Annotated in this window: 17 protein-coding genes; 6 read left to right on the top strand and 11 right to left on the bottom strand. The window is 41.0% G+C overall.

Features of this window, described 5'->3' with window-relative positions:
- Nucleotides 1-4 precede the first annotated feature (4 nt).
- On the bottom strand, nucleotides 5-550 hold the full coding sequence (locus ACXYMT_RS14110) for a lipid-binding SYLF domain-containing protein (RefSeq protein WP_459059742.1): 546 nt from the start codon (nucleotides 548-550) through the stop codon (nucleotides 5-7).
- Between the two features lie 343 nt (nucleotides 551-893).
- On the opposite strand from ACXYMT_RS14110, the gene ACXYMT_RS14105 reads away from it, so the two are divergent.
- From ACXYMT_RS14105 to ACXYMT_RS14095, 3 genes are all read left to right on the top strand, one after another.
- The gene (locus ACXYMT_RS14105; protein WP_459059741.1) at nucleotides 894-3113 is read left to right on the top strand and encodes an APC family permease; all 2220 of its coding nucleotides are present in this window, start codon (nucleotides 894-896) and stop codon (nucleotides 3111-3113) included.
- 127 nt (nucleotides 3114-3240) lie between these two features.
- Nucleotides 3241-3840 (top strand): hypothetical protein, encoded by a 600-nt coding sequence (locus ACXYMT_RS14100; protein ID WP_459059740.1) that lies wholly within the window; start codon nucleotides 3241-3243, stop codon nucleotides 3838-3840.
- A gap of 648 nt (nucleotides 3841-4488) precedes the next feature.
- Nucleotides 4489-5034: a CHRD domain-containing protein gene (locus ACXYMT_RS14095; protein WP_459059739.1), complete on the top strand. Its 546-nt coding sequence runs from the start codon at nucleotides 4489-4491 to the stop codon at nucleotides 5032-5034.
- An 85-nt stretch (nucleotides 5035-5119) separates the two neighbouring features.
- Here the strand turns inward: ACXYMT_RS14095 and ACXYMT_RS14090 are convergent, their stop codons facing one another.
- From ACXYMT_RS14090 to ACXYMT_RS14080, 3 genes are read right to left on the bottom strand one after another with little or no spacing between them, the layout of a single operon-like run.
- Nucleotides 5120-6334 (bottom strand): hypothetical protein, encoded by a 1215-nt coding sequence (locus tag ACXYMT_RS14090; RefSeq protein WP_459059738.1) that lies wholly within the window; start codon nucleotides 6332-6334, stop codon nucleotides 5120-5122.
- On the bottom strand, nucleotides 6331-6873 hold the full coding sequence (locus ACXYMT_RS14085) for an RNA polymerase sigma factor (protein WP_459059737.1): 543 nt from the start codon (nucleotides 6871-6873) through the stop codon (nucleotides 6331-6333). The genes ACXYMT_RS14090 and ACXYMT_RS14085 overlap by 4 nt, the downstream gene beginning before the upstream one ends.
- 20 nt (nucleotides 6874-6893) lie before the next feature.
- A complete protein-coding gene (locus ACXYMT_RS14080) occupies nucleotides 6894-7340 on the bottom strand; it encodes a hypothetical protein (protein ID WP_459059736.1) in 447 nt (148 codons plus the stop codon).
- A gap of 228 nt (nucleotides 7341-7568) precedes the next feature.
- Here ACXYMT_RS14080 and ACXYMT_RS14075 point away from each other — a divergent pair, with 228 nt between their 5' ends.
- Nucleotides 7569-7766 (top strand): hypothetical protein, encoded by a 198-nt coding sequence (locus ACXYMT_RS14075; RefSeq protein ID WP_459059735.1) that lies wholly within the window; start codon nucleotides 7569-7571, stop codon nucleotides 7764-7766.
- Nucleotides 7767-8008: 242 nt separating this feature from the next.
- Nucleotides 8009-10270, top strand: a complete 2262-nt coding sequence (katG, locus tag ACXYMT_RS14070) for a catalase/peroxidase HPI (protein WP_459059734.1) — start codon at nucleotides 8009-8011, stop codon at nucleotides 10268-10270.
- A 145-nt stretch (nucleotides 10271-10415) separates the two neighbouring features.
- Here katG and ACXYMT_RS14065 read toward each other — a convergent pair whose 3' ends face one another.
- The 6 genes from ACXYMT_RS14065 to ACXYMT_RS14040 form a co-directional block, all read right to left on the bottom strand.
- The gene (locus ACXYMT_RS14065) at nucleotides 10416-14429 is read right to left on the bottom strand and encodes a sensor histidine kinase (protein WP_459059733.1); all 4014 of its coding nucleotides are present in this window, start codon (nucleotides 14427-14429) and stop codon (nucleotides 10416-10418) included.
- Between the two features lie 308 nt (nucleotides 14430-14737).
- Nucleotides 14738-15478, bottom strand: a complete 741-nt coding sequence (locus tag ACXYMT_RS14060; protein ID WP_459059732.1) for a ThuA domain-containing protein — start codon at nucleotides 15476-15478, stop codon at nucleotides 14738-14740.
- Nucleotides 15479-15543: 65 nt separating this feature from the next.
- A complete protein-coding gene (locus ACXYMT_RS14055; RefSeq protein ID WP_459059731.1) occupies nucleotides 15544-17343 on the bottom strand; it encodes a glycoside hydrolase family 2 protein in 1800 nt (599 codons plus the stop codon).
- A 293-nt stretch (nucleotides 17344-17636) separates the two neighbouring features.
- The gene (locus ACXYMT_RS14050) at nucleotides 17637-19625 is read right to left on the bottom strand and encodes a S9 family peptidase (RefSeq protein WP_459059730.1); all 1989 of its coding nucleotides are present in this window, start codon (nucleotides 19623-19625) and stop codon (nucleotides 17637-17639) included.
- A 252-nt stretch (nucleotides 19626-19877) separates the two neighbouring features.
- The gene (locus ACXYMT_RS14045) at nucleotides 19878-21257 is read right to left on the bottom strand and encodes a vanadium-dependent haloperoxidase (protein WP_459059729.1); all 1380 of its coding nucleotides are present in this window, start codon (nucleotides 21255-21257) and stop codon (nucleotides 19878-19880) included.
- Complete coding sequence (locus tag ACXYMT_RS14040; RefSeq protein WP_459059728.1) at nucleotides 21247-24504, bottom strand: VCBS repeat-containing protein; 3258 nt, start codon at nucleotides 24502-24504, stop codon at nucleotides 21247-21249. Before ACXYMT_RS14040 ends, ACXYMT_RS14045 begins: the two co-directional genes overlap by 11 nt.
- Before the next feature lie 374 nt (nucleotides 24505-24878).
- On the opposite strand from ACXYMT_RS14040, the gene ACXYMT_RS14035 reads away from it, so the two are divergent.
- Nucleotides 24879-25100, top strand: coding sequence for a hypothetical protein (locus ACXYMT_RS14035; protein WP_459059727.1), 222 nt, complete (start codon nucleotides 24879-24881; stop codon nucleotides 25098-25100).
- A 278-nt stretch (nucleotides 25101-25378) separates the two neighbouring features.
- On the opposite strand, the gene ACXYMT_RS14030 is transcribed toward ACXYMT_RS14035, so the two are convergent.
- Nucleotides 25379-25696 (bottom strand): GIY-YIG nuclease family protein, encoded by a 318-nt coding sequence (locus tag ACXYMT_RS14030; protein WP_459059726.1) that lies wholly within the window; start codon nucleotides 25694-25696, stop codon nucleotides 25379-25381.
- Nucleotides 25697-26981 lie beyond the last annotated feature (1285 nt).

The following is a 26981-nucleotide window of genomic DNA, read 5'->3' as shown; positions in this document are numbered from 1 at the left end:
GTCCCTATTGGGCGGGGGTGAATTCAAACCTTTGTCCCCCAACAGAGATACCTGCCATTGCACCTGCCTTTGGCACAGTTACGATGGCCACACCATCCTGAAATTCCAGGTCTTCTGAGAATCCTTCATCCAGGATCACTGCAGATGCATTGGCCCTAAGTTCATAGCTTCCATCCTTAAATCTTTCCAGGGCTTCTTCGGTTTCAAAGAAAAGAACTTCTACAAAGGCCTTACCTCCTAATTGAAGTCCCACGTCAACCTGTTTTAGATCGGCGTAACCAATCATGCGTCCGTTTTCATAAACAACTCCGTTACCGGAAGCTCCTCCTATGATATATGCTCCTTTGCCAACATTTGGAAAGATGGCATATCCCGAGGCTCCGTTAAAATAATCGGCCATCATAGGATATTCTCTTTCTATCATAGCTTTTTCTTGCCTGGCATCAGAAATTAAGTCTTCACCGGTCTTTTTGGCTCCTCCACAACTCGAAAGGGAAAGTACCAGTAATATGAGAATGCTGCGGTAAAAATTGATCTTTGGCGTTTTCATCTTTTACTTTTTTAAAATTCCACATGAATTTATAGCACTTTTGGATCACTTAGTGTTAAGTGCTTGTTATTTTACTGATTTGTAGAACATTATGGTTTTTTCGTTCTCAGACTTTTCTTCCGAAGAAATAAAAGCAGATAAAAATGCCTTTTTAGAAGATCCTCGTTTCCCTGAGTTAGCATAACTAATCCTTAGGTATATTAAGCTTCTTGTATTTTATTGCTATCTTCAAAGACTTGAAAAACCTTCGGAATTCAGCCTCTGTGAAAAAGCCTGGCAGGTGTAAATCAGTAAAAATTAGCTAAACAGATCTTTAGAATCTCGATCGAATCCTGGATCATAGATGAAGAAATTTTTCAGAACCCGACCAAAAGATAAAGTCATTCCATCCAAAAGAGGCGGTCTGGGAACCTTTGGGGGAGTTTTTACACCTTCCATTCTCACTATCCTGGGTGTTATAATGTATTTGAGGTTTGGCTGGGTTGTTGGTAACGTAGGGCTGATTGGAACACTTCTTATCGTAACAATTTCCGTCTCTATAACTTTCCTCACAGCACTCTCTGTCGCTTCAATTGCAACAGATCAAAGGGTGAGGGGAGGAGGGGCATACTATATGATAAGTAGATCATTGGGTATTGAAGTGGGAGGAGCTGTTGGTATTCCATTGTTTATAGCCCTTGCTCTTTCTGTGGCTCTATATACTGTAGGGTTCGCAGAAAGTTTGGTAAGTGTATTCCCGTCACTGGATTTTAAGGCAGTTGGTCTATTGACCACTATTCTCATTGCTGCATTAGCACTGATCTCGGCAAAGATCGCAATAAGGGCACAGTACTTTATTATGTTTGGAATTGCTCTTTCATTGCTTTCACTCATTTTTGGAAGTCCAATTGAAGAGACTACTGTGGAATTATGGGGAGCGGCCGATAGACATTCCGAAGGCTTCTGGATTGTGTTTGCAGTATTTTTTCCTGCCGTCACCGGCATCATGGCGGGGGTCAATATGTCTGGAGATCTTAAAGATCCTGCCAGGTCTATTCCTAAAGGAACTTTTGCCGCTGTAGGTGTGGGTTATCTAATTTATATGACCTTACCAATAATTCTTGCAACTCGTGCAGATGCGCTGAGCCTCATAGAAGATCCTTTGATTATGCGGAAGATGTCCTATTGGGGAGATGCTATTTTGATAGGAGTGTGGGGAGCTACATTATCCAGTGCTGTGGGAAGTATCTTGGGTGCTCCACGGGTACTGCAGGCCTTGGCGAGGGATCAAGTTCTACCCGGCTGGCTCGGAAAAGGATCTGGAAAGGATGATTCCCCCCGTATAGCTACTTTTTTTACTCTTTGGATCGCTCTTGTCGCCGTGTTTTTTGGTAATCTCAATCTGATTGCTCCTGTACTTACTATGTTTTTTCTTACAACTTACGGAGTTTTAAATGCGGCTGCAGGTCTTGAAAAAATGCTCGATAGTCCGAGTTTTAGGCCGAAGTTCAAGGTGCATTGGATATTTTCCCTTTTTGGAACCCTTGGCTGTATTGCTGTAATGTTTCTCATCAATGCACTGGCGACAGCCCTTGCGCTCCTGGTGGTCATCATCATTTTTTTATGGCTACAAAAACGCAGAATGGAAACTGCATGGGGTGATGTTAGAATGGGGATATGGCTCACATTGGTGCGAATGGGACTGCTCAATCTTAGAAAAGAAAGTGAGGCTAAAACCTGGAGACCAAACCCTCTTGTTTTATCGGGAGCTCCTACCAGTCGCTGGCATCTTATCGACTTTGCAGCTTCTATAAGCCATGACCGGGGAATTCTTACTGTAGCGACTGTGCTTACAGGTAGCTCTATAACCTATGAACGCAGAAAAAAGATAGAGGAAAACATTCAGGATTTCCTGGAGAAAAACGACACCTCTGGCTTTGCCAGTGTAATTTCGGCATCAGATGCTTATGTGGGAGCAAGCGAATTCGTGAAGTATTATGGATTGGGAGCTTTATCACCCAATACCATAATTCTTGGGGATAGTGAGAATGAGATCAATCGGCAGAAGTATGCAGACATGATCACTCATTTTCATAAGCTGAACAGAAATGTGATCATTGTTGCCAATGATGATGAGAAGGGTTTTGGAGAACGGGACCAGATCGATATATGGTGGGGTGGAGTAAAGGGGAATGGTGGGTTACTGTTGATCCTTGGACATCTGTTAAAACGTAGTCGTTCATGGCGAGATGCAAAGGTCACTGTAAAAATGATGGTTCATAATTCGATGTCGGCCAGGGATGCAAAGCGCAACCTATCAGCTATCATTAAGAAAATGAGAATAGATGCCAAGCTGGAAATTATAATATCTCATGGCCGCTCATTTGATGAAGTGCTGCATCAATCATCTAAAGAGGCAGATATGGTTCTACTCGGTCTGGCTGTGCCCGATAAAAATTTCATCAATTATTATAGACGAATGCAGAACCTGGTTTCTCCTTTACCTACCACCATCTTTGTACTTGCAGCAGATGAAGTTTCTTTTAGGGAGGTACTTTTACAGGAAGAAACCTTTACCGGTTAGTAATTTGATTGTAAATAAAGAGATGTCTTCCAATTGAGCAATTTTAAAATTCTCAATGTTAAAAATTTATATTTTGTAAGGTACAACTATTTGAAAACCATAACTTAAGAGAATAATCTTGAAAGTTATGAGGAATAAGCTAGCCATTCAGATCTTTTCATTCGTGTTTTTTACAAGCTTTGCTGCTGTAATGTTCAATGAAGTCATTTTGCTTCCTCAGGCAGGGGAAGTGTCTGATAATAAAACTGCGAACCTGTTGCAAAATTCTTCAGGGGAGTTATCTACAAAATTTAGATCAGATTTTTCTGAAGATATTCGGCAGGATACTAATGTATTACTCACAGTAGACACAGAAAAAATTAATGAAGGTAATAAGGAAGAAATGGTGTTTATCTCTGATGATCGTTCAGATCCTTCAGAAAATAGTCGAAAACCCTCAGATCATATTGCCCTGGTAGATAAAAACATGAAGATTTACTGGAGAGCAGAACCCCTCGATCCTGATTTAGGAACAACGGTTGATGTGCTGGGTATATTTCGTAAAACGGATGGGGGAGCTGAAATTCTCGAAGGAGTATTTCGCGATCCCAATAGAGATGGAATAGTAATGGGGAAGATCAAGAACAAGAAAGTAGAAGGTCTGGAACATTACAATATTCTTATAAGGGTCAATGGGGAAACGCCTGAAACTTTTTTGATCGATCCAAAACTTAAAATGGTGAATTAAAAACAGTTGAATTCTTTTTTGATGTGAAGTTAACGGAAGATTTCCTCCTGTCTCTCTTCAGGAATTGGATTTCCTAATTTATCGCCCTGGCTTAAGATTTTATCCTTCCTCTCCAAAAATGTTAATTTTAAAAGAGATTTTTTTCATTTTATATGGCACCTCTTTTTTTATGAAGTAAATATTGGAGCTTTTTGGCAGCTATATCCAGGAATGAACTCCGGGCCGTAGAAAGATGTAAAACATGTAAATCACCTGGCTAGTTTTACAACTGAGGCTGATGGAAAGACCACAACTAATCCCATTCAGACTAAAGAAGAATTGCCTTAGAAGAGACTGTTGTCTTAATCTTGATACCTATTCTCAGTAATTTTTCAGATTCGAACCCGAAATTTTAAGAATTCAGGACCTGAAATAGGTGGGGGATTGACGTAGAAGGTGGTTTAAAGACAGCCACTTCTATTGATTTCTATGTGTGTCTTTTTTTAGTTGTCAACAGATCAAAATGGAGGAGAATCTCCGGCACATTCTCCCATACCTAAGTATAGTTTAAAATTTATGATTTTATTGGCGACAGCCGCACGCTAATATTAATTATCTAGGCGTATATTGACTTGATTATCAGTTATATAAACCAATAAAAATTATTATATGAAAAAATTTATTCTTCTTTTTTCGACAGCTCTTTTGTTTGTCTTCTCTTCTTGTGAGACAGAAGCTTTAGAGCAAGACATGCAGCAAAGTCAGCTTGAGGTCAATCTTCAGGCCAATAAAGCACATTCCAAAGCTGTTTTGAGTTTTAAAGCTCATCTAAGTGGAGATGAGGAAGTGCCTGCGGTAATGACAAATGCTACAGGACAGACCATCTTTAAACTGAGTAAAGATGGATCAGAACTACATTACAAGCTCATAGTTGCTAATATTGAAAATGTTGCGGCAGCCCATATTCACGCAGCTTCATCCGGACAAAACGGAGGTGTAGTTGCTTTTCTTTATGGCGATGGTCTTATTACAGGTAGAACCAACGGAATCCTCGCAGAGGGAGTTATTACAGCAGATGATCTTATTGGTTCCCTTTCAGGACAAAGCCTTGAAGATCTGGTTGATCTTATGAGCTCAGGAGGTACTTATGTCAATGTGCATACCAGCCAAAAACCCGGAGGGGAAATTAGGGGCCAGATCTCGGCCAATAATTAATATTGAAAAGTTTTATTTAAAAGCAGGTACATCGGCCAAGCCTTTTGCCTGCTTTTTATTTAGATCCATATTTATCTGCTAACGCCTAGAATCGATAAGTGAGACCGGAATATATTCCCAGGTAATACGGATTAAAATTTTCTTCCCTGCCCAGCCTTATCTTCAAAGTGGGCTCCAGATTGATCTCAATATTTTTCAGAAGATTGTAGCCAAGACCCAGTCCGATGTTTCCGGTGTAATGGAGTTTTTGTTGCTCAAAATGATTACCTGACTCTCCCGCTGTGATCCCGTTGTCCACGACAACACTGTTGTTGAAAAACAACAGGCTGCTTCCCCCCAGCAGGTGTAGCTGCAGTTTTTTGTCAATCAAGGTATATTCCATCTCCAGGGGCAGCTCAATAAAACTTGAATTTCTTTCCGCTACATCAATAGTAGGTGTTGCAAGGGTAGTATTAGAGCTTCCCACAAAACTTCTGGCCTCTACACCACCGGCATAAGTTACTGTGGGTGCGCTGCGGCTTATCTCCATTTTGTTGATCCCCGAGCGAATGGCGATCTTTTTCGAGATCTTATAGGAAACACTCAGGCCATATGCTATGGAATTCCCTGCGCTGCCCCGGTCTTCGCTTTTACTGCCGTTGGTAAAAAGAGGTGCAACTTTGGTGCTGAGGCTAAATCTACTTCCTTCCGGATTGTTTAACTCAACTTCTTCTTGCTCCATGTTTGCCGTGGATTCAACCTCCTGGGAAGCAATGGCGCCGGGTGTGATTTCCTCAAGAATTATTTCAACTTCTGAAGTTACAGGATTCTTATCTGTTTCTCCTGAAGGAAGATGGATATTGGATTTACCTTGAATGTCTTTCTCATCTTCTATTGTTTCTGAAGCTAAAGTCGTGGCAGCAGGAAAAGAGGTGATCTTTCTACCCTTTTTGACGTTTCTGTTTTCGCTGATGATACCTTCAGGCTGCTTTACATTTTCCGGAATCTGCTCCTCAAAAGATTCATAGGTTTCTTCTGTTTTTTCTACCCCCTGTGGGTCTTCAGAAGTTAATCCGGGGTTGGATCTGTCGAAATCTACGAGGCCGGGGGCAACAAAATAGTCGAGGGCGATGGTTGCTGTAATTAAAAGAGCAGCAGCGATTCCAGCTATCTTATACCAAAGTGGAAGTAAGGTTGATCTCTCCGGTTGCTTAGCAGGCAGGTGGCTCCTTATATTGCCCCAGGCATCATCTGGCGGTGGCACTTCCTTGCCCAGATGCCTTTCGCGGTATAGCTCATCCAGATTTTTTTTATTTTTCATAGAGTCTTTGCTGGAAGTAGGTGAAGATGGTTTTCTATTCGCTCTTTTAATTTTTGCCTGGCACGTGCTAGATTTGATTTAGAGGTTCCTTCAGAGATTTGAAGTAACTCAGCAATTTCTTTATGCGAATGTCCCTCAAGTACATACAGGTTGAACACGTGCCTGTAGGCGGGAGACAACTCCTGAATTATTTCGAACAGGAAATCAGAGTCGGGTAAATGTTCTTCATAATCCACATGAACTTCATCAGGATGATCTTCAGTAATAGCTAAAAAAAGATGCTGTTTTTTAGTTCTTGTAATGGCGGTATTAATAAATATCCGCGTCATCCAACCTTCAAAGGATCCCTTGTTCTTGAACTGGTGGATCCCGGTAAAGATCTTCACAAAGCCGTCCTGAAGAAGGTCCTGAGCTTCTTCATAACTGCCCGAGTATTTAAGGCACAGGGCGAAGAACCGCCCCGCATACAGATGGTATAATTCCTCCTGTGCCTTAAGATCCTGCTTTTTGCATTCTTTGATAAGCTTTTTTAAGCTCACCTGATTTTCTGAATTTGTTATTACTCGCTTGATGAATTTGCTGTTCCTAAGGGCACAACGATCTCGGTGAAAATGCTTTCATTATTCTCGTCCAGCCCCGTCCAAAGATAAAAGGTGTACGGTTGATTTTCATCAATGATGATCCTAAAAGTACCTTCTTTTTCAAGATCTCCACCCTCGGTGTCACACACAGTACCTTCTCTAATAGAAGCTACCCCGGTGACATAGATGTCTCTCCTTTCAGCTCCCTGTTCAGCTCCCCTTGTTACCTGTAGCCCGGCAGGTATATGACAAACGTCGGGTAGTAAATAAGTAACTTCAACAATAAAATTTTCTCCCGGGCTAAACATAGGTGGAAGATTTGTCTCCACAACTTCTGCAGGGACTAAAAGTACATTAGGCTCGTCATCTACACTGCAAGCGGTAAAGATTAAAATAGAAACAAATAATAAGATCAATTTTTTCATTTTGTTGTTTTTGGGTTTTGTTCTTTACTATTATGACCTGAGATAATTAAAAGGTTGCGTGAAATGAAGACCTTTTTTTTAATCTGGCGCCTAATAGTCTATTATTCACTTCTTCATGAAGAGATTGATTAAGTTACACCAGAAGGATTCAAATGTAAAATTCCGGTTAAATTTTGGTTTTAAAGCTTTGAGATAATTAACTTTTTGGGAGATCAAAAAAGTTTTACCATGGCACAAATAGATGTAGAAGAAAAACAGAGAAAAAGTCCAAAAGGAAATTCTAAATGGTATATAATAGCTGTAATTGTGATCATCTCTATTATAGTAGCCTGGATCGCTCTTTCTGAAGACAACCGGGCTAATGTTGAAATTCCACCGGAGCCGGTAGTGTTCAATACAAAAACCCTTCGCAGTTTAATTGTATAACCACATACAATCCTGAAAACAGAATTTTGGGAGGAGTAGAAAATTTTGAAGACACAGGTCGTTACCTTAGGCTTGGTTATTCATTACAGTCTGCTGTCAAATTTGTCAGGCTTTTGCTTCAGTGGCGTTTAACTATAAATTTCCTGCAGTTACAGCATTGATTTTTCCAATGATTAGCTAAAAACTATCAGTTTATATTATTATATTTTAGAAGGAATTAATTAACTAAAAATTTTACCACAATGGCACACAACGAACATCGTGATTCTCCCGGTACTCATAAAGCCTGGGAAGTAAACGAATCGAGCAGATGCCCTTTTTTAGGAGGGGCCCTGGACAAGACTGCCGGAAGCGGAACTTCTAACCGTGACTGGTGGCCCAACATGCTGAACCTCTCTATACTTCGGCAGCATTCCAGACTTTCCGATCCAATGGATGAGGATTTTGATTATGCCCAGGAATTTAAGAGTCTGGACTTGGAGGCAGTAAAAAAAGACCTTCATAATCTCATGACTGACTCCCAGGATTGGTGGCCGGCAGATTATGGGCACTATGGCGGACTTTTTATTCGTATGGCCTGGCACAGTGCCGGAACCTATAGGATAAGTGATGGGCGTGGAGGGGGAAGTTCAGGTTCACAGCGATTTGCCCCTCTCAACAGCTGGCCAGATAATGCCAATTTAGATAAGGCACGCCTGCTGCTGTGGCCCATCAAACAAAAATATGGCAGAAAGATCTCCTGGGCCGATCTTATGATCCTTACCGGGAATGTCGCTCTTGAATCTATGGGCTTTAAAACCTTTGGATTTGGTGGTGGACGTGAGGATATTTGGGAATCGGAAGAAGATATCTACTGGGGTTCTGAAGGAGAATGGGTAGGTAATAAAGAGCGCTATGCCAGGGAGAACAAGCTGGAGCAACCGCTTGCAGCATCCCATATGGGACTTATATACGTAAATCCTGAAGGACCAAATGGAAATCCCGATCCTCTCGGTGCGGCTAAAGATATTCGGGAAACCTTTGGACGTATGGCAATGAACGATTACGAGACCGTAGCGCTTATTGCGGGTGGGCATACCTTTGGGAAAACTCATGGTGCGGCAGATCCTGTTGAACATGTAGGTGTAGAGCCGGCAGGTGCCGATATTACAGAGATGGGAATGGGCTGGAAGAATAAATTCGGTACAGGAAACGCCGGGAGTACTATTACCAGCGGAATCGAAGGAACCTGGACCGATACACCCACAAAATGGAGCAACAAATTCTTTGAAAACCTTTTTAAGTATGAGTGGGAGTGTCATAAAGGTCCCGGGGGAGCATGGCAGTGGAAGCCAAAGGATGGAGCAGGTGAGGGCACCGTGCCCGATGCTCATGACCCCAATAGACGTCATGCTCCATTTATGCTCACCACAGATATTGCTCTTCGGGAAGACCCGGAATACTACAAGATCTCCAAGAACTTTATGGAAAATCCAGATGAGTTTGCCGATGCCTTTGCAAAGGCATGGTATAAATTGACTCACCGCGATATGGGGCCCATTGATCGATATCTCGGTCCAGAAGTTCCCAAGCAGGAATTGATCTGGCAGGATCCTATCCCAAAGGTGGATCACGATCTTATTGAAAAAGACGATATTGCAAAACTTGAAGAAAAGATATTTGCTTCAGGATTGACAGTACCTCAACTTGTAACTACAGCCTGGGCTTCGGCATCGACCTTCAGAAATTCAGACAAGAGGGGAGGAGCAAATGGAGCAAGAATAAGATTTGAACCACAAAGGCATTGGGAGGTGAATAATCCACCTCAACTTCAGGAGGTATTGACAAAACTGGAGAAAATTCAGAAGGATTTTAATGATTCGCAAAGCGGAAACAAAAAAGTTTCCCTGGCCGATCTTATTGTTCTTGCAGGATCTTTGGCTGTGAAAAAAGCTGCTAAAGAGGCAGGATATGATATTGGAGTTCCTTTTGCCCCAGGAAGAATGGATGCTCTTGAGGAGCAGACAGATGTTGAGGCCTTTGAAGCTCTTGAACCAATTGGAGATGGCTTTCGGAATTATGTCAAAAAAGGGGAGCATTATGGTGCTTCGGCAGAGGAGATGCTGGTAGATAAGGCACAGCTGTTATCCCTGACTCCGCCTGAAATGACTGTTCTTGTTGGGGGAATGAGGGCCCTTGGTGCCAACTTCGATGGCTCAAACCATGGGATCTTTACTTACAATCGGGGACAGCTCACTAATGATTTTTTTGTGAACCTCATGGATATGAACACTACCTGGAAAGCAAAGACTGATGCTCAGGAAGTATTCGAAGGTCGTGATCGCAATACCGGAGAAGTGAAATGGACAGGAACCAGAGTGGATCTTATTTTTGGTTCTAACGCTGAACTTCGTGCACTTGCAGAAGTCTATGCACAAAATGACTCTAAGGAGAAATTTGTAAAAGACTTTGTGAGAACATGGGATAAGGTAATGAACCTTGACCGTTTCGATCTGAAGAAGTGATTTCCCGAAATTTTAAAAAAAAAGGTGTTTTGGAAACAGAATGCCTTTTTTTTGAGGTTCACCAAATTAGGGAGTTTTAAAGAACATGCGTACATCCGTGGCTTTTTACCCGTAACAACTTGTAGACAATGCTAAACCTGTTCAATTATTCTGCTGCAACCTCTATTCTGCTACCTACGGGTAGCTCTACCTTAAAACAGGAGCCGGTGCCTTGTGAAGATTTTATTGATAAAGTGCCGCCGTGAGAGTGCACTATATCATGGGTAATGCTAAGCCCTAATCCTGTTCCTGCAGTTCCTCTTTTTGTAGTAAAAAATGGTTGCAGGATCTTGTCATGAAGATCTACCGGTATTCCCGGGCCGTTATCTTCAAATTCTAAAGTAACCCTATTCTTTTCTTTGGAAGACCTTACGGTTAGTTTCGGTTTATATACCTGATGTGATTGGGGGCTAAGACTCTTTTCCCGCATTGCTTCAAAGGCATTCGTACATAGGTTTACAATCACGCGGCTAAAATCTTCTTCGATCAGCGACACCTGTCCTACCTGTTCATCTAGTTGTAGATCCAATTCTACGTCAATTACATTTTTACCTGCCCGCATTCCATGGAACGACAGATTTACGTATTCCCGAATTAGTTCATTCAATTCTGTCAGTTCCTTTTTACCTGTGCCGCCCCTGCTATGCTGAAGCATAGATCTCACAATACCATCGGCTCTGGTACCATGCTTGCAGATCTTTATCAGGTTGGTTCTCACATCCTCCAACAGGTGAGAAATTTCCTTTAAAATTACCTCATCATTACCAGTACTATTTTGTGCCTTTAGTAATTCTTCTCTGGCCTCATCTATTAGTTCTACAGAGAGATCGGAAAAATTATTGACGAAGTTTAGCGGATTTTTGATCTCGTGAGCTATACCTGCAGTAAGCTGACCCAGGGAAGCAAGTTTTTCCTGCTGTATCAATTGTTCCTGCATTACCTTCAGGTCTTCAATGGTTGCATCCAATTCTCTGTAAGCCGAAGCATTGTCCAGGGCAATGGCAGCATAAGTGGCAAGATTTCTCAGCAAATGTACGTGATAGGGTGAATAAGCATTTTTATTGAAGCTTTGTGTTGTAATGACTCCTATAGTATGGTCCTGATGGATCAAGGGCAGGTAAATTAGAGATTTCGAATCATCCCCTTTAATAGGGGGAAGAGATTTACTAACATATTTAGAGCTTTCCCGGGAAGTATCATTAATAATAATTTTTTTACCATGATTAAAGCACCAAACGGCCAGACGGTTTTCTTCATTTATCTTGTGAGAGTAAGGTGACAACATCTGTCCTTTCTCTTTAGTAGCAGGAAATTCCAGTCTCTTTTTTTCGGAGTTATAGATACCGATACCAAAAATCGCAGCATCCATGAGTTCATTGACATGTTCATAGACAGTTTCAATAATGGTGGAAATGGAAAGAGAAGAGGTGATGGCTCTTCCTATTTTGCTTAGCTGCTCTGTGTCTGCACGTCTCTTATTTTCTGCTTCAGCCCTAAGTTCAGCTTCCCTCAAGACGGCTCTTTCGTCCTCCTTCTTTTTCAGGCGATAACGTTGAAACCTGTCCACCCCGAAGATCAGGAGTATAAGAAGTATAGCAAAAAGCAAATAGGCCCACCAGGTTTGATACCATGGAGGTAAAATAGTAAGATCTAAAGTAGCCTCTTCTGTTGACCAGACTCCATCGGCATTTGCTGCCTTTACTTTAAATGTATATTTGCCCGGTGACAAATTAGTGTAAGTTGCAGACCTTTTGTTTCCGGCTTCTACCCATTCTTCTTCAAAACCTTCAAGCATGTATGCATAACTGTTCCTTGCCGGGTTACCGTAGTGAAGAGCAACAAAATCAAATGTGATCTCTTTCTGATCATACTCCAGACTGAGCTGTTGAGTTTCGGAAAGAGGCCTTTCTAGTAGTGAACCAGGTCCGGGATCGACGGGTTTATTGAAAAGTTTCAAGCCTGAAAGAACAACTTGGGGAGGTGTTTCATTAGTGGCTAGTTTTTCGGGCATAAAAGCTGTAACCCCCTCCATGCTCCCAAAATACATCATCCCGTCTTCCCCTTTAGTATATGCGAATTGGTCATACTCCAAAGCAATTAGTCCGTCATCCAGACCGTAATTCCTGAATGTCTTATTTTCGGGATCAAAGTTGCTAATGCCGCGATTAGTACTCATCCATAAAGTACCATTACTATCCTCCAGGATACCGTAAATAATATTATTGGGTAGACCGTCTTTGTCTGTAAAATGCGTGGCCTTGCCTGTTTTGCTGTCAAAGCGATTAAGCCCTCCATTTGTTCCCAGCCATATGATACCAGGCTCTTTTTCTCTTTCAAGTAGAGAAAATATCCTGTCACTACTAATAGAAGTTGTATCCTTAGGATCGTATTTTGATGCCAGTGAAGCCTTTCCTGCTTTGTTAATTTTATACAGACCCTCGAGTGTTCCTATCCAGAGTACATTATCTTTTGATTGAAGAAGGTCTTGAATAGAAGGTTGTTCTTCAGGATCTTTAGATGGAAGTTTAATAGTCCTAAATTCCTCTTTTTCTACGTTAAATGACTCTAATCCCGCTTGTGTTCCTAACCAAAGAATGTTTTTGTTATTGTTGGCGGGTATAAGAGCTCTAATATTATTTCGTTGTGCATTTTCCGGAAAGGGTAGGTGAGTATATCTTTTTACCAGTCCGGTTTTCCGGTCCATAAGATTAAGACCTCCACCTCCACCTATCCATAATTGTCCCTGGCTATCCTCTGCAAAAGCTGTAATACTTCCCGGTGATAAGCTCTCGATGAGAGGTATTTGACCTTGATAACGTGTTATTTCACCAGTTGGATCAATGCGGGTGAGAAAAGCTCCCTTTGAAGGTGTATGGGTTCCAACCCAAAGAATTTGCTGACTATCTTCATATAGCCCCCAAACAGGACCAAAAGCAAGACTCTTTTCTTCTTCAGGATCATGCTGTAGGTGGTAAAAATTTATAGACCCCGGATTGAATTTACTTAGCCCCTCAACAAAATGGCCGGCCCACATGGTCCCAGATCTATCTGCAAGTAAGGAAAAGGTTTCATCATCACCCAGGCTGTTAGGATTGCGTGGGTCATGCCGGTATGAGGTAAAATTGCTGGTAGTTATGTCGAAACGGGCAATTCCTGTACCGGGTCCTGCTACCCATAAAATATGAGGTTCGGAAGGATCGGATATTACCTGGTATAGAACGTTTTTCCTATTGTCATCTTCATCAATTTTAAAAATTTCATGCTTGCCTGTAGAAGTATCGAGGCTTACCAGACCCCAGTTCGTTGCAAGCCACAGAACCTCTTCATCTCCTTCGGGAATGTAAACATCTGATACAGGGATGGAGTCATCAGATTCGTTACTTCCGCTTGGGTCAAATAAATAGCGGGTTACTTTTTTTGTGTCTGCATCAATCCTATTCAGGCCTTTAGAAGATCCTACCCAGATGTTGCCCCGGGGATCTTCTCTAATTATGTAAAGATTATCTGAAGTCAGACTATTTTCATCTTCAGGGTCATGACGGAAATGCTGAAATTTGCCATCCTCTCCTGCGGGCATATAATTCAATCCTCCGCCAAAGCTTGAAACCCAAAGATCCCCGTTTTCGCTTTCCGCTACATCAAAGACAGCATTCGTAGAGAGACTGGTGGAGTCATTGGGATCATGTTTATAATGGGTAAAGGTGCCGGTGGTTCTGTCCATTCTGTTGAGGCCGTTTCCGGCTGCAGTGACCCATATATCTCCATTAGCAGCTTCTTCCACTTGCCATACCGCGTTCGAGGAAAGGGATGTTGTGTCAAATGGTATAGAACTATAGGATTTAAATTCATAGCCGTCATATTTGTGAAGCCCATCCTGGGTGGTAAGCCATAAATATCCCTGACTATCCTGCATGATGTCGTGTACACTTCCCTGTTGAAGCCCTTCCTCCAGGCCAAGGTGTTCAAATCGAATGGTTGGGGCTTCCTTCGGTAATTTTTGAGACTTTGAGCTTAATTCCTCCTGACTCCAACACTCAATTGAAATAAATAGACAAATGACGGTCAAAAGGTATGAACTGGTTTTTCGAAAAAGCTGAAGAAAGAAATTCTCTGAGACCATAGTAACTGTTTAATTGATGAAAATGATCCTTGTTGAAAAGTATGCGTATGCTCTTATACCATGCAAGCATGCTGATGGCACTTGATCACAACAACAGCTCAATAAAAAGGGGGGATTTTATCAGTTCAACAGGAAAAAAGTCTACTGCTAATAGTAGGGGTGAAAAGACAGTATCAAATAAATTTAGGAAAAATTTTACAAAAATGAAGAGTAATTTCCTAATTGACACCAATTTAGGTGTGAAAATGATCTTCTAATGGGTTTTATTCAGTTGCCTTAATACTAAGACTTTTTAGGTTTTACAGCTTTCAATCTGATTCGGTTTTATTCCCGGTTGCCCAAATGATACCTTGAACTATGTGTTCCAAAAATGCAGGTTCTTTATAGCTTTCCGGAGTATGGCCACTTCCGGTGTAAAAAGCTCTACCCCCATCGTACTCATGATACCAGGCAATAGGGTGGTGATCTCCGTTTTCGCCTCCTTCATAGCTCTCCTCATCGAGAGTTGCAAGAACAATTACTTCAGGATTTAAATTTTTGTAATTGTACCATTCATCTTTACGCTCCCATTTTTCAGGCAGGTGTTGGGTAGAGGGATGATCCTTATCTACGACTTCAATTCTTGCTGTTTGTATTTCGGGATGGGATTGGAAGTAGCCACCCACCAGTTTCCCGTACCAGGGCCAATCATACTCTGTGTCGGCTGCGGAATGGATCCCCACATAGCCATTGCCTGCCCGGATAAATTTTTCAAAAACAGCCTGTTGATCAGTATTCAGCACATTTCCTGTGGTGTTGAGAAAAACCACGGCACTATACTGTTTCAGGTTTTCCTCCTGAAAAAATTTTGCATCGCTTGTAGTATCCACTACAAATCCGGCTTTTCTCCCAACCTCCAATAATGCTTCTTTTCCCGCAGGAATTGATTCATGAACAAATCCGTCCGTTTTTGTGAATACCAGGATCTGCGGTTTTTTCTGAGAATAACAGCTATAAGACATCAGGAACACTAGTGCTCCAAAAAGGTGAGTAATAAGTTCTTTTTTCACAGAAAATTCCATTTAGCAGTTAGTAGTCAATAGGCGCCCCAAAGTAAGGATCTACAGTTCAGAAATTAATCCTTATCCCTTAATCCTTCATAATATTCCTGAAGGATGTAAAAGGCTTTCTTTTTATTGCCTTCATTGTCAATAAGTCCTTTTCTGTTCCAGCCCTCCTGGTTAACCGGATGATTTCTTCTGGGAGATCTAAAATCGGTAAGGATCCAGGGGGAAAGTCCGCTGTAGTTGTCCGGCATTCGTTTCATCATATCCACCTGCTCCTGGTAATACCACTCCTGGTATTCTTCGCTCCATCTGGTCTCTTTGTCGGCATGGAATCCGGCTTTAGCACCGGCACCCGTTTCACTAAAGAAAAGAGGTTTGTCATAGATCACCTCCCATTTTGCCATTTTTGAATCCCCCGGTAGTCCGCCGTACCAACCTAAATATTCGTTGACCGAAACTATATCGGTGAATTCACCCAAAGGATCGTCAATTCTAAAGACTCCCTCATTATTTTTAACTTCGAGAGCTGCCGAGATAAGCCTGGTATTGTCGAGGAGCCTGGCTTCTGTAATTAAGCTCTTCATGAACTCGGTACGTACAGGAGAAACCGGCGTCTCATTTCCCACACTCCAGATAATTATTGAAGCGCGATTTCTGTCTCTGTAGATCATTTCCCTTAGCTGTGTTTTTGCCTTTTTAAGCACCTCTTCACTTTCAAAATTTATCGTCCAGTAAACCGGAATTTCCGACCATACGAGCAGGCCCAGGGAATCGGCCATTTTAGTCATGTTCGGGTTGTGGGGGTAATGCGCCAGGCGAACCATATTTGCATTGAGATCCTTTACATAATCAAAGAGCTGCTTTGCATCCTCCTTGCTGTGAGCTCTTCTCATTTGCTGCGGAATCTCCTCGTGAATACTAATCCCGCGTAAAAATATCTTCTCTCCATTAAGCAGAATTTCTTTTCCTGAAGTTTCAATTTTCCTGAAGCCTATTCGGTCCTTTATCTGCTCTCCGTTGAAGCTGAAGGTAACGTCATAAAGCTTTGGATTCTTTGGTGACCATAGTTCCAGGTTCTTTGCCCGCAGACTAAAGCTGACACTATCTCCTGTAGGCTTTAGGTTCTGCTTTATTTTCAGCTCGGGGATCTCAAGAGTAATTTCGGTATCATCTTTAGCCTTATTCAATTTAACAAAACCATCTATTGCCATTCGGTTTTGTTTTTTGGCCTTTGTGAGATCCAAATCCTCCTGAAGGTGTAAACCATATTGCTGAATGAAGGTTTGGGGCACCCTGATCAAGTTGACGTCACGGGTAATTCCGCCGAAATTCCACCAATCGGTATTGACTGTTGGAATTTCTTCCGGATGTCTCTTGTTGTCAACTTTGACCACAAGAAAATTGTTCTCCTTTTTCAGAAGAGATTGAGGAACTTCAAAATTGAACGGCGTAAAACCACCTTTATGGCTGCCGAGTTTCTTTCCGTTAAGGTAGACGTGAGCTTCATAATTCACTGCTCCAAAATGCAGAAAAACCTTCTCATTTTTGGAAAGCTCCTCCAGATCAAATTCGCGTTGATACCAAACAGTACCTTCATAGTATTTGAAGACCTCATCCTGGGAGTTCCAATCTCCCGGCACCTGCAGGATATATTTATCACCGTAACCATGCTCCACACGATCCCAACGGTTCTCTGTCACAGGCCGGTTCCAGTAAGCTTCAGGATCTTTCTCGTTTCTTTCCTTGTAGCGATAGTCATAAAAACCAGTTTCATAAGGATCGATGATGTAGCTCCAGGTGCCGTTAAGAGAAATAGTATTTCTTGCCTCGACGTTCATTATCAGGTTCTCTTGTCCTAATGTGCTCAAGGGTATTAAAAAAAGAAGTAAGAGGAGTGTAGTTAGATTTTTCATTTGTAAGAAGAATAGGAGATTGATAAAGGGAAATGGCTTTGGGAAAGCCCAATTATAAGAGGTGTCAAAAATGGCATTTTTGAGGAGTATTCAATATTTCCGAAGTTACTAAAACTTTCAGGTTTTATCCTGAGCGTTTTCTAGAACAAATAATTCAAAAATTGCATGGATTCGGGTATAACCTGATTTTCTAAAAACAGGAGGCGACCAAATGATCGCCTCCAAAAATTTTAATATTAATATTTAATTTAGTCCATGCTAATGTCAAGCTCCACTACCGGTACTTCGCCGTCACCCTCTTTTAAGTAGGTATTGAACCAGCGCATCATTCTTAAACTGAAGTCGTATCTGGCCGTGGATTTTCTGTTACCGTGGCCTTCACCCGGATATAATACAAGCCTCACAGGAGTATCTGTCCTGGTTTTGATATGCCGGTACAATTCGTATGACTGTCCCGGATCAACCCTGGTATCCTCTTTTCCATGGAGAATCAACAATGGAGTATCAGCCTGATCGGCGTAATAAATAGGGCTGCGTTCCAGGAAGAACTGGTAGTCATCCCAGATCCTTTTGCGGCTGTGAACAAGGAACATTTCTTCAGGAATGTCACTGGTTCCCCACTTTGAGATGTTGTTACTTATCCCCACAGACATCACCCCGGCTGCAAACCTGTCGGTGTGACGGGTAGACATCCATGCCGTGGCGTAACCACCATAAGAACCCCCTGTAACTCCAACTTTGTCCTTGTCAATTCCGTTGTTAGCAATTAAATAATCTATTCCATCAATGATGTCATCAAACTCTTTCCCGCCGGGATCACCCTGACTCGATTTTGCAAATTCAGCTCCGCGTCCGGTACTTCCGCGGTAATTTGGGTAGAAAACCGCATATCCGTCACCTGCTCCCATTTGTCCCGGCATACTGTAGCTGGTAAGCCAGCCGTTGTCATAATGTGCTTCGGGTCCTCCATGTACTACAGTGATAAGTGGAGTGTTGTTCTGTTGAACTACTGGATGGATCAGAATCCCTTGTATCTCCAATCCGTCTTTGGCCTTATATGTGATCACTTCCTGCTTACCCAGCTTTTCCTGATCCAGCCATGGATTGGAATTGGTAATGCGATTAGCTTTTGAACCTTTGGCATCCAAAGTGAATAATTCTCCCGGGTGTTTAGCCGTGCTGGCCACAAGAGCCATGGAACCTTTATCGGCTATAGATAGACCTGCAATACTAAGACTGTCCTCTCTGAACATTCTGTTCATTTTTCCATTACGCCCTATAGTTCCTATACTGCTGTAAACTCCCTCGCTGGCCAGGTAAATGATGGTATTATTGTCTTTCCAGGAAATATCTTCAAACTTACCTTCAAATGTAGGATTAAGATTTGAAGGTTTTCCGCCGGTTGCGTCGACAATGAAAATCCTACCGTCAATTGGATCGTGTTGATCTTCACCCGCTATAAATCCAATTTTCTTACTATCAGGACTCCATTTTAGAACTCCCAATTTCGCCTTATGATCTACCTGTGCAGTAACGTTACGGGAAGCAGCATCCAAAATGTAAATTTTTTGACCGGTATAAAAATCGTCCACCAAAGATGATGGTGCTGCGCTTACTGCCATTTTTTGCCCGTCAGGACTCCACCAGGCGCCTGTAACATGTCCTTCTATTTGTAAAGATTCGGGAGAAGGGCTGGAGAGATCGACCGTATAGAGCATTGATTGCCGCAGACCTTCTTCGTAGACTTCCGGTTGATATGGAAGCTGAAAGTCCCGACTTTCCTCGGGCTCATGGGACACAAACAACAATTTGCTGCCCTTTGGATGCCAGTCGTAAGATGAAATAGAACTCTTGAATTCATAGATTTTCTGGGCTTCACCACCGCCAAAACCTATTTCATATAGGGAAGTATTTTTATCATCCTGTTTCTTTGCAGTGAAGGTAATGCTGTTGTGACCCGGCCTGAAATCTACATTCGAAACGCTGTAATCTGTAACCAGGGGCTTGGTGCTGTTGGTTGTCATATCATAAACGTAGAGGTGAATATTGGCAGGTGCATTTTCTTCTTTTGGAGGCATAGGCTTCAAATGCTGGTACACTACCTTATCTCCCGACCCGGAAATGACGGCATTGGTAATGTATTCAATTTTTGCGACGTCCCCGGGAGTGAGAACATTCTCCTGCGCAAAAAAGGAATTGGCAACGAGAAATAATAATAACGTCAGAGTTCTTTTCATGATGGCTGTATTTATAGTTAAATCTAAATTTTAGCATCTTAAAATACAGCAAAATAAGGATTATTACAAGCCGAGATTTCCTGCTTAATTAAAAATTGAATGAGAGATCAACTGTCATTTTTCTAAAACACGTCAGTTAATATAGAAGAAGCATCCCACGATGTAACTAAGTTTAAATAGCAAAAGGCTTGAATAAGGAGAACCTAAAAAGATCCTAAGAAATCAGAATATCAACCTTTTCTTTAAAATTAATTAAGGGGTACTTGTAATAAGTTCTTCTGCTTCATCTGTTTTTCTCAAAAAATTTAAAGTAGAATTTATGTAGTCGCCAACATTTGCTCCCTGTACTGCTCCTTCCTCAATTGCAGCTCTATAATGAATGCCGCCATATAACCTACTCATAGCAGCCTCTTCAGCTGCGGCATTAAAGGATGGAAATTTTCTGGCCGGGAGACCATATGGAATTTCTGTGTTGTCTTCAAAACTGAAATCCTCTCCAAAAATGGAGGTTAAGACTTTGGCTGCAGAGGTTGATACGACAGAATGCCCACTGGAATATTCTGGAAACGGAGGAGTTTGTAATATTGGTTTCCAGTCTTTGTCAAGATGTTCTGCAATTAGAGTTTCAGGCCTTATGAGGTTTGATCGATACTTTTCGTCCCAGCAACTAATAAAGGCATCAAAAATAGCAATGGAAGTTTTAGTATAAGCGTATACAGTTAAATCAAAATCGGCTTTAGATTGCAAGGCTGCTATTTTACATATACCCATCCAGTGAGCTCCGGGAGTGATCTTTTTTTCAGCAAACATATAATGACCTTTGGTAATGGAGACATATGGGTTACAGTCCCAGAACCTGGCGATCTCTATTTCGGGAGAGTCATTCTCCTTTGCCCTTATTGATTCGCTTATTTCATATACTTCCACCAACTGCTGGTAAAATTTGCTGTCCTCATCTAATGAGAAGGCAGGTGGCGGGAGAGGCTTGAATTGCGAAGCAGAATCCAATACCATTGGTCTTATCTTATTCCAGTGTGGCTCTATGCCTTTCATGTATGCCGGTGGTGTTGGTTGCCAACGATAGGGCTCATCATCAAAAAAGTCATAGTCGGGCATGGTGCGGGTCTCTTTGTAGTTGTCGGCTTCCATCCATTGAATTACATTGGAAGCTACCGACTCGGCATAAGTCTGTGCTTTTTGAAGACTTTCCGGATTTTGCTGTGACCATCTACTATAAAGACTATCTCTGTAATCTCGAATCTTATCTTCTGAAAATACCAGCTTTTCTGCGACCTGCAGATATGCGATCACGGCGGAAAGCTTCAAGTTAGTTCCCGGTTCAGGTGTAACAGGTTGAGAGAACTTCTTAAAGTCGTTTAATTGTGGTGCAAGTGAGACATATTCAGTAGATGTTGAACTCAGTGCTTCATATGCTGCTATGTTTGGATAGACATAAACCCTGCTGGCTTGAGGAGGAGAGAAAATGTCATTTACCATTATTGCAGTCACCTTATCTACCACGGCATGATAATCATTCGGAGTTATTTCGATTTCGCGCTTTGGTTCGCAACTGGAAAAGATCAAAATTGAAAGACTCCAAAAAAGGAATTTTGAGCATGCTTTAATTTTCATGACGGTACAATTTTAAAGGTGCATCATTATTTATGATCAACAGGAGTTTTCGATCTTGAAGATTTACTTCTTCTATTGCTCTTACTTCGTGTTTAAATGAATCTAATCCCAGATCACTTACTGGAATTACGCTATCCAAACTTTTGATCATAAAACCCTGTAAGGCAGAATAAGTCCCCTGGTAGTTGTTACTTCTATAGGTGTTGCCGCCAGTCATCATCCCTACTTCTCCATCTAAACTGATCTCTTTGAAGCTGTTGATCGGAGCAAGTTGAAGTTGATAAGGGAATTTTTTAAAATTATCGAACTTTCCGTTGTTATTCTCCAGATATCCTGAAGACAGAACGTGTACTTCGTTCAGTTGTGCCTGATTAAGCGTATAAGGAGTGAAGATTTCCTCCATAGTTTTCATAGCATAATCGGCATGACGTACATAACGCTTCTTGATGATATTCAATTGAGATGCTAATTCATCCTTTGAGTGTACAGGATAATAATGCTTTCCTTTTTTATAGGCCAGTACCGTTTCAGTCTTTCTATTTTTATCAAAGTCGAGGTAGTACATTTTTAATGGAGCTTCGGGTGTGGGACTGAATTTTGAATTCTCTCCCCAATTCCCTAACAGGATATCCTCATCCCCATCTTTGTCAATATCAAATAGGCTCACACTTTGCCACAGGCCATTCAGGTTTGAAGGAGTGCTTTGTAAAGTAAATCCGATGTTGGTGTTGAGATATATTTTTGGGGCATCCCATTCCGTAGCCACAATTAGATCTGCCCTGCCGTCAGCATTAATATCTTTCCAGACGGCATCATTGACTTTAGACTGAAGTTGGAAATCTTTGAGCTTTGAAAACTTTCCGCGGCCATCATTTACAAGGATATAAGAATCGACTGAAGAACCGAAATGCTGAGCTGCTGTGAGGTTTCCTATGAAGAGGTCCATGTCTCCATCCAGGTCAAAGTCATTCGCTTTTACTACCGAAGTAACAAGATCATTCCCGGGAATTGCTTCCCTGGCATTTTTAAAGTCATCGTTCTCAAAGATGTAAAGTCTGTCGCCTATTTTATTTCTGCTGTTTTTGCAGATGCCGCTTCCTACATAGAGGTCAAGATCGCCGTCACCATCTGCATCAAAGAAGACTGCAGTATTATCCTCGTATATACTGTCTTTGGCGAAGGCAGCTATTGGCTTAGCCTTGAGTGCGTTTCCGGTATTGAGATAAAAGGTGGCCTCATTGCCTGAAGCACCTCCAATATAAATGTCGTTAAAGCCATTACCATCCACATCACCAACTGCAACAGCAGGGCCTACAGTGGAAACTTTGTAAGGAATAAGTTTTTCATTAAGGAAGTCGTTGTAACCATCTTCCTGATGTGAAAATACAATCTCCTCAGACCTGGTAAAAGGTGATTTTGTCTCTGCACCATTCTTGAATTCGTAATTTGGCAGGTTTTCCTGATAGACTATTTCATGCTTTTGATTCACTTCAATTCCCCTTATTACCTGTGTCTTTAGGTTTGGCCATATCACAACTGTGGAGTCAACCTCATCATCCTGTCCCAGGCCGAAATGAAGATCACCTGTTATGGCTGATAAAAATCCTCTGGATTTATAAAGACTTCTTGTCTGCACTTCGTTTCCTGTGTACACTTTTACAGTGGCACCAATGCCTTCAAGGTTGGATGGGAGATAATTTAATTTAAGGGTGAGAAAATTGTTCTGACCCTTGTTCTTGTTTCTGTAAATAGATGCAGGTGCATTGAGATTATTTACCACCAGATCCAGGCTGCCATCTTGATCGAGATCGACATAAATGCCACCATTGGAAAGTCCGGGTTCATCGGTGATCCATTGGCCTGTTCTATTGCTGAAAGAGACGGAATTACCTTCAAAAAGTTTATTGGCTACCTTTCCTTCCGGCATGCTGTCAATTGACTTGTAAAGCCAGGAGAGTCCTTCGTCTTTACTTCTTCCTTTAAAAGCATTAGCCACATATTTTCTGAAATCCAGATTGTTTGGGCGACGCAGGATTCCGTTGGTAATGAAAAGATCCTGGTGTGAATCATTATTAAAATCAGCAAACAAGGCAGCCCAACTCCAGTCGGAAGCTGCAACTCCATCCAAAAGTGCTTTTTCTGTAAAGTGTTTACCGTTGTTGTTATTTATCTGAAGCATATTTCTGGCAAACTGATCTTTATATCCCAGTTTTCTAAGCCTTTGCTGGATGTAATACATGGCATCATCACCTTCAGTTTCTTTAAGAACACGCTCATCTTCGGGAAGCATGTCGAGGGTAATTAGATCGGGTAATCCGTCAGCATTAATATCGGCAACATCACTACCCATGGAAAAGTTGCTGATTATGCTAAAAGCTTCATCAATTTTTTCCGAAAAGGTTCCATCCTGATTATTAATGTAGTAATAGTCATTCTCATGAAAATCATTACACACATAAATATCTGTCCAGCCATCATTGTTGAAGTCGGCTAAACTCGCACTGAGGCCATAATTGTTGGCTCCTCCATAAATGTTTGCAAATTCACTTACGTCTTCAAATTTGCCTCCGTTGTTCTTTAAAAGCAAGTCTCCTACAAGAGGTTGTCTTTTATTCCTGGTCTCGGCAGGCCCATAAGAGTAGGTGGTGTGAACGGAGTGGTTGACAATATATACATCAAGATCGTCATCTTTATCGTAGTCAAAGAAATAGGCCTGGGTTGCGTAAGATTTGATATCCAGACCATAATCTTTAGATGCTTCAGTAAAGGTCCCATCTTGATTATTGATATATAACTCATTATGTCCCGTAAAATCAAGAAGACCTGAAACGGCAGAAACGTAAATATCAAGCCATCCATCCTGATTAATGTCCACCATGGTTGCACCCGTTTGCCAACTGGCTTTCCCGTTTATGTTTGCTTTTGCTGAGACATCTTCAAATTTGAAGTTGCCTTTATTGAGGTATAGCTTATTGGGAGTGGAATTTCCCACAAAATAAAGATCAGGTAGGCCGTCATTGTTTACATCACCTGCAGCTACTCCTGCACCATTGTAATAGTAGATATAGTTTATAATAGAATGTTCGGCATCTTCATAAATGTGGTTGGCGAAATTGACCTTTGAAGAATCTGGAGTAATTTCCTCAAATAGGTAATTATTTGGTTTTGGATCTAATTCATCACTCTTACTATTTGTACAAGAAATACCGGCTAGGCAAAGGACGAAAACAGGGAAAAGATGTCTCATTAGGGCTTGAGTTACTGCAAATTTTTTCTGCTTTTACACAGGTAGGATTAAACTGACTTTACATGATCATTAACAAAAAGTTAACGCGAATCTATAAATTCCCATCAAATAAAACCACTCTCTTAAAAAATTAACATTAAACCTTTTTCTCAGAATGGAGTCTCCACAGACTAAAATGCCGGAAATAGGAAAAAATTATTTAACTTGAAGATGATCGGAAGGCCTGTGAGACGGAAGGATATAGGAGTATTTATCTTATATTTTAACTACAATTTTCCCGCCCATTCAGCTTCACACAAACCGAATGGTATTCTGGTATAAAAATTGCTGATGATAAACGAACGAATTATTAGATTTTACCAATACAGTTTAAAATGGGGCGACCTTCAACAAAACCAAAAGACCTGAGAGATGGTTATTATATCGAGGTGAAGAATAAAAATCAGAAATCCGGTATAAAAATCCGGAGAGACACCAGAACACAACTACTTATGGCCATTGATGAATACAAAGAAAATAAGGAGGTAGTCATTCTTGGAAAGCAGGAAAATGGAAAGATGAAAGAGCTTCCGGAGCTTTCCAATGGACTTAAGTAGTCTAGAAAATGTGGAGAAGCTCATTATCTTGACTGTATGTCTTTTTTAATTTTTCTCCGACCTTTATTTTTCTCATCAACTTGCACCAGGGGATAAACCGTAAATAGGGTGCAACTACTTTAATTAAATGATATGTTACAATACAGCAGAGTGAAAGAGTAATCCTGCAAACCTACCTGCCTACTGGTAGGTGCAGCTAACGTAATTTGTCTCTGCGGGCCACGCCTTTTAAAACGAAAAAAACCTGCTCGAGTGAAAATACCGGACAGATTTCTTTTTTATAGTAATCTCTTATTTCTAAAAGCTGCTCCAGATCCTGTTTTCAAGTATCTTTCGAAATCGCAGGCTTTCTTTTTGTTAGGAAATAGAGAAAGATGAATAAGTTCTACAGGTAATTTGTCTTTAGTGAAATGAACTTCTCCTTTTTGATGTGCTGCTATTCGTTTATTTATATTCTCTGTATATCCCGTGTAATATTGACCATTTGAACATTTTAGGATATAAACAGCAAAAGGTAATTCCATTAGTGAAGATTTCTTTAGTGCTGGACCTTCGTCCACCGAAGCCTGCCGAAGATTAAAGATAGAAACTTCCATTGGAAAAACATTTCAAATAAAAAGCCCTCCGTCGCTTTTGTATCCCAAAGCTTTGGAGGGCGTAGGTGGAGTCGGAGGGAACGACCCAAATTTAATTTTTAAAGCGTTTATGAGACCTCCAGGAGTAGCTGAGAATTTTGGTCACCGAATTGGTCTCGCGTTAACAGAATTTAACGTTTATTCTTCTCCCAAAATTTATTTGGAACTCATTGTTATCAATTGGCTAACATATAAAAGAACAATTATGGGAGGAATCAGACATGTTGATAATAAAGGTTAAACCATTCCAATAATTATATATTAATCTGTAAATCTCTTTTCTCAAGATCTTTTTCAAGAACGAACTTAACCTTACTTTTGGATTAGAACACCTTTTAGACCTGTCGGCTCATAGATTCCCTGCTGGATTTTTTCTCCTGTCTCTTTGTAAGGCTCTCTAGAAAAAATTTCCTTCATCACGAGGTCGTTATGCTGTCCACGTAAAGAGTTGCCGGAATTTTCCTACAGCACGTCATCCTCATTGTTTATAGATATTTTAAAGATAAGGAATTCACAATTATACTTATATCTCAATAGGTCCATTTGAAGCCAATACTTTTTCTTTCCCATAACCAGCTGTGCACTAAACCTTCAAAGTCTTTCATATTAGCTGGCTTTCTTATGAAAATATTTAGCCCAAGACAGTGTTATTTAAACTTCTTCAATCTCTATTTATCTAAGTAGGTTTAAGGGTTCCTAACCATAGAAACTGTTACTAACAATTTTAAAGGATTAGAGGTTTAAAACCAAAAATGGAATTTCAGTTATGAAGCAACGAAGACATATTTTCAAGTAACATTAAAATTGCTGTAAATCCCGTAATTAAATTACGGAGTTTAATTTTCGTTCCATCTCGAAAGTCAATTTCTTGGCCGTATAAATAATCGACGTTGGTTTTTTATCCTTTTTATTTATTATTAACCTGCCGATAAATATCAAATCTCGGCACAACACCATTTTTATGAAAAACATAAAATCCATCTTTTTAGGAATGATTTTCCTCTTTGGCTTTACAGCAATTGCTGATGAGAGTGAATTCTCTGCATGTACAACCTGATCTAAAGTTACAGCGCCTTGCGGAAGCCAGTATTATTTGTGCGTGGATAATTACACAACATCTGAAGGTACTATTGACACCGATCGATATTTATCGGACCGAGAGTATTTCAATGATGTTAAATGTTAAGAAGTACTATGTTTTAGGTTTAATTCCAAACCTTTAGACCTATTCATAAACTAGCTCAAG

The sequence above is a fragment of the Salinimicrobium sp. CAU 1759 genome (assembly GCF_054482715.1).
The sequence above is the reverse complement of the archived record's forward strand: the minus strand, read 5'-3'. Positions and strand labels throughout refer to the sequence as shown.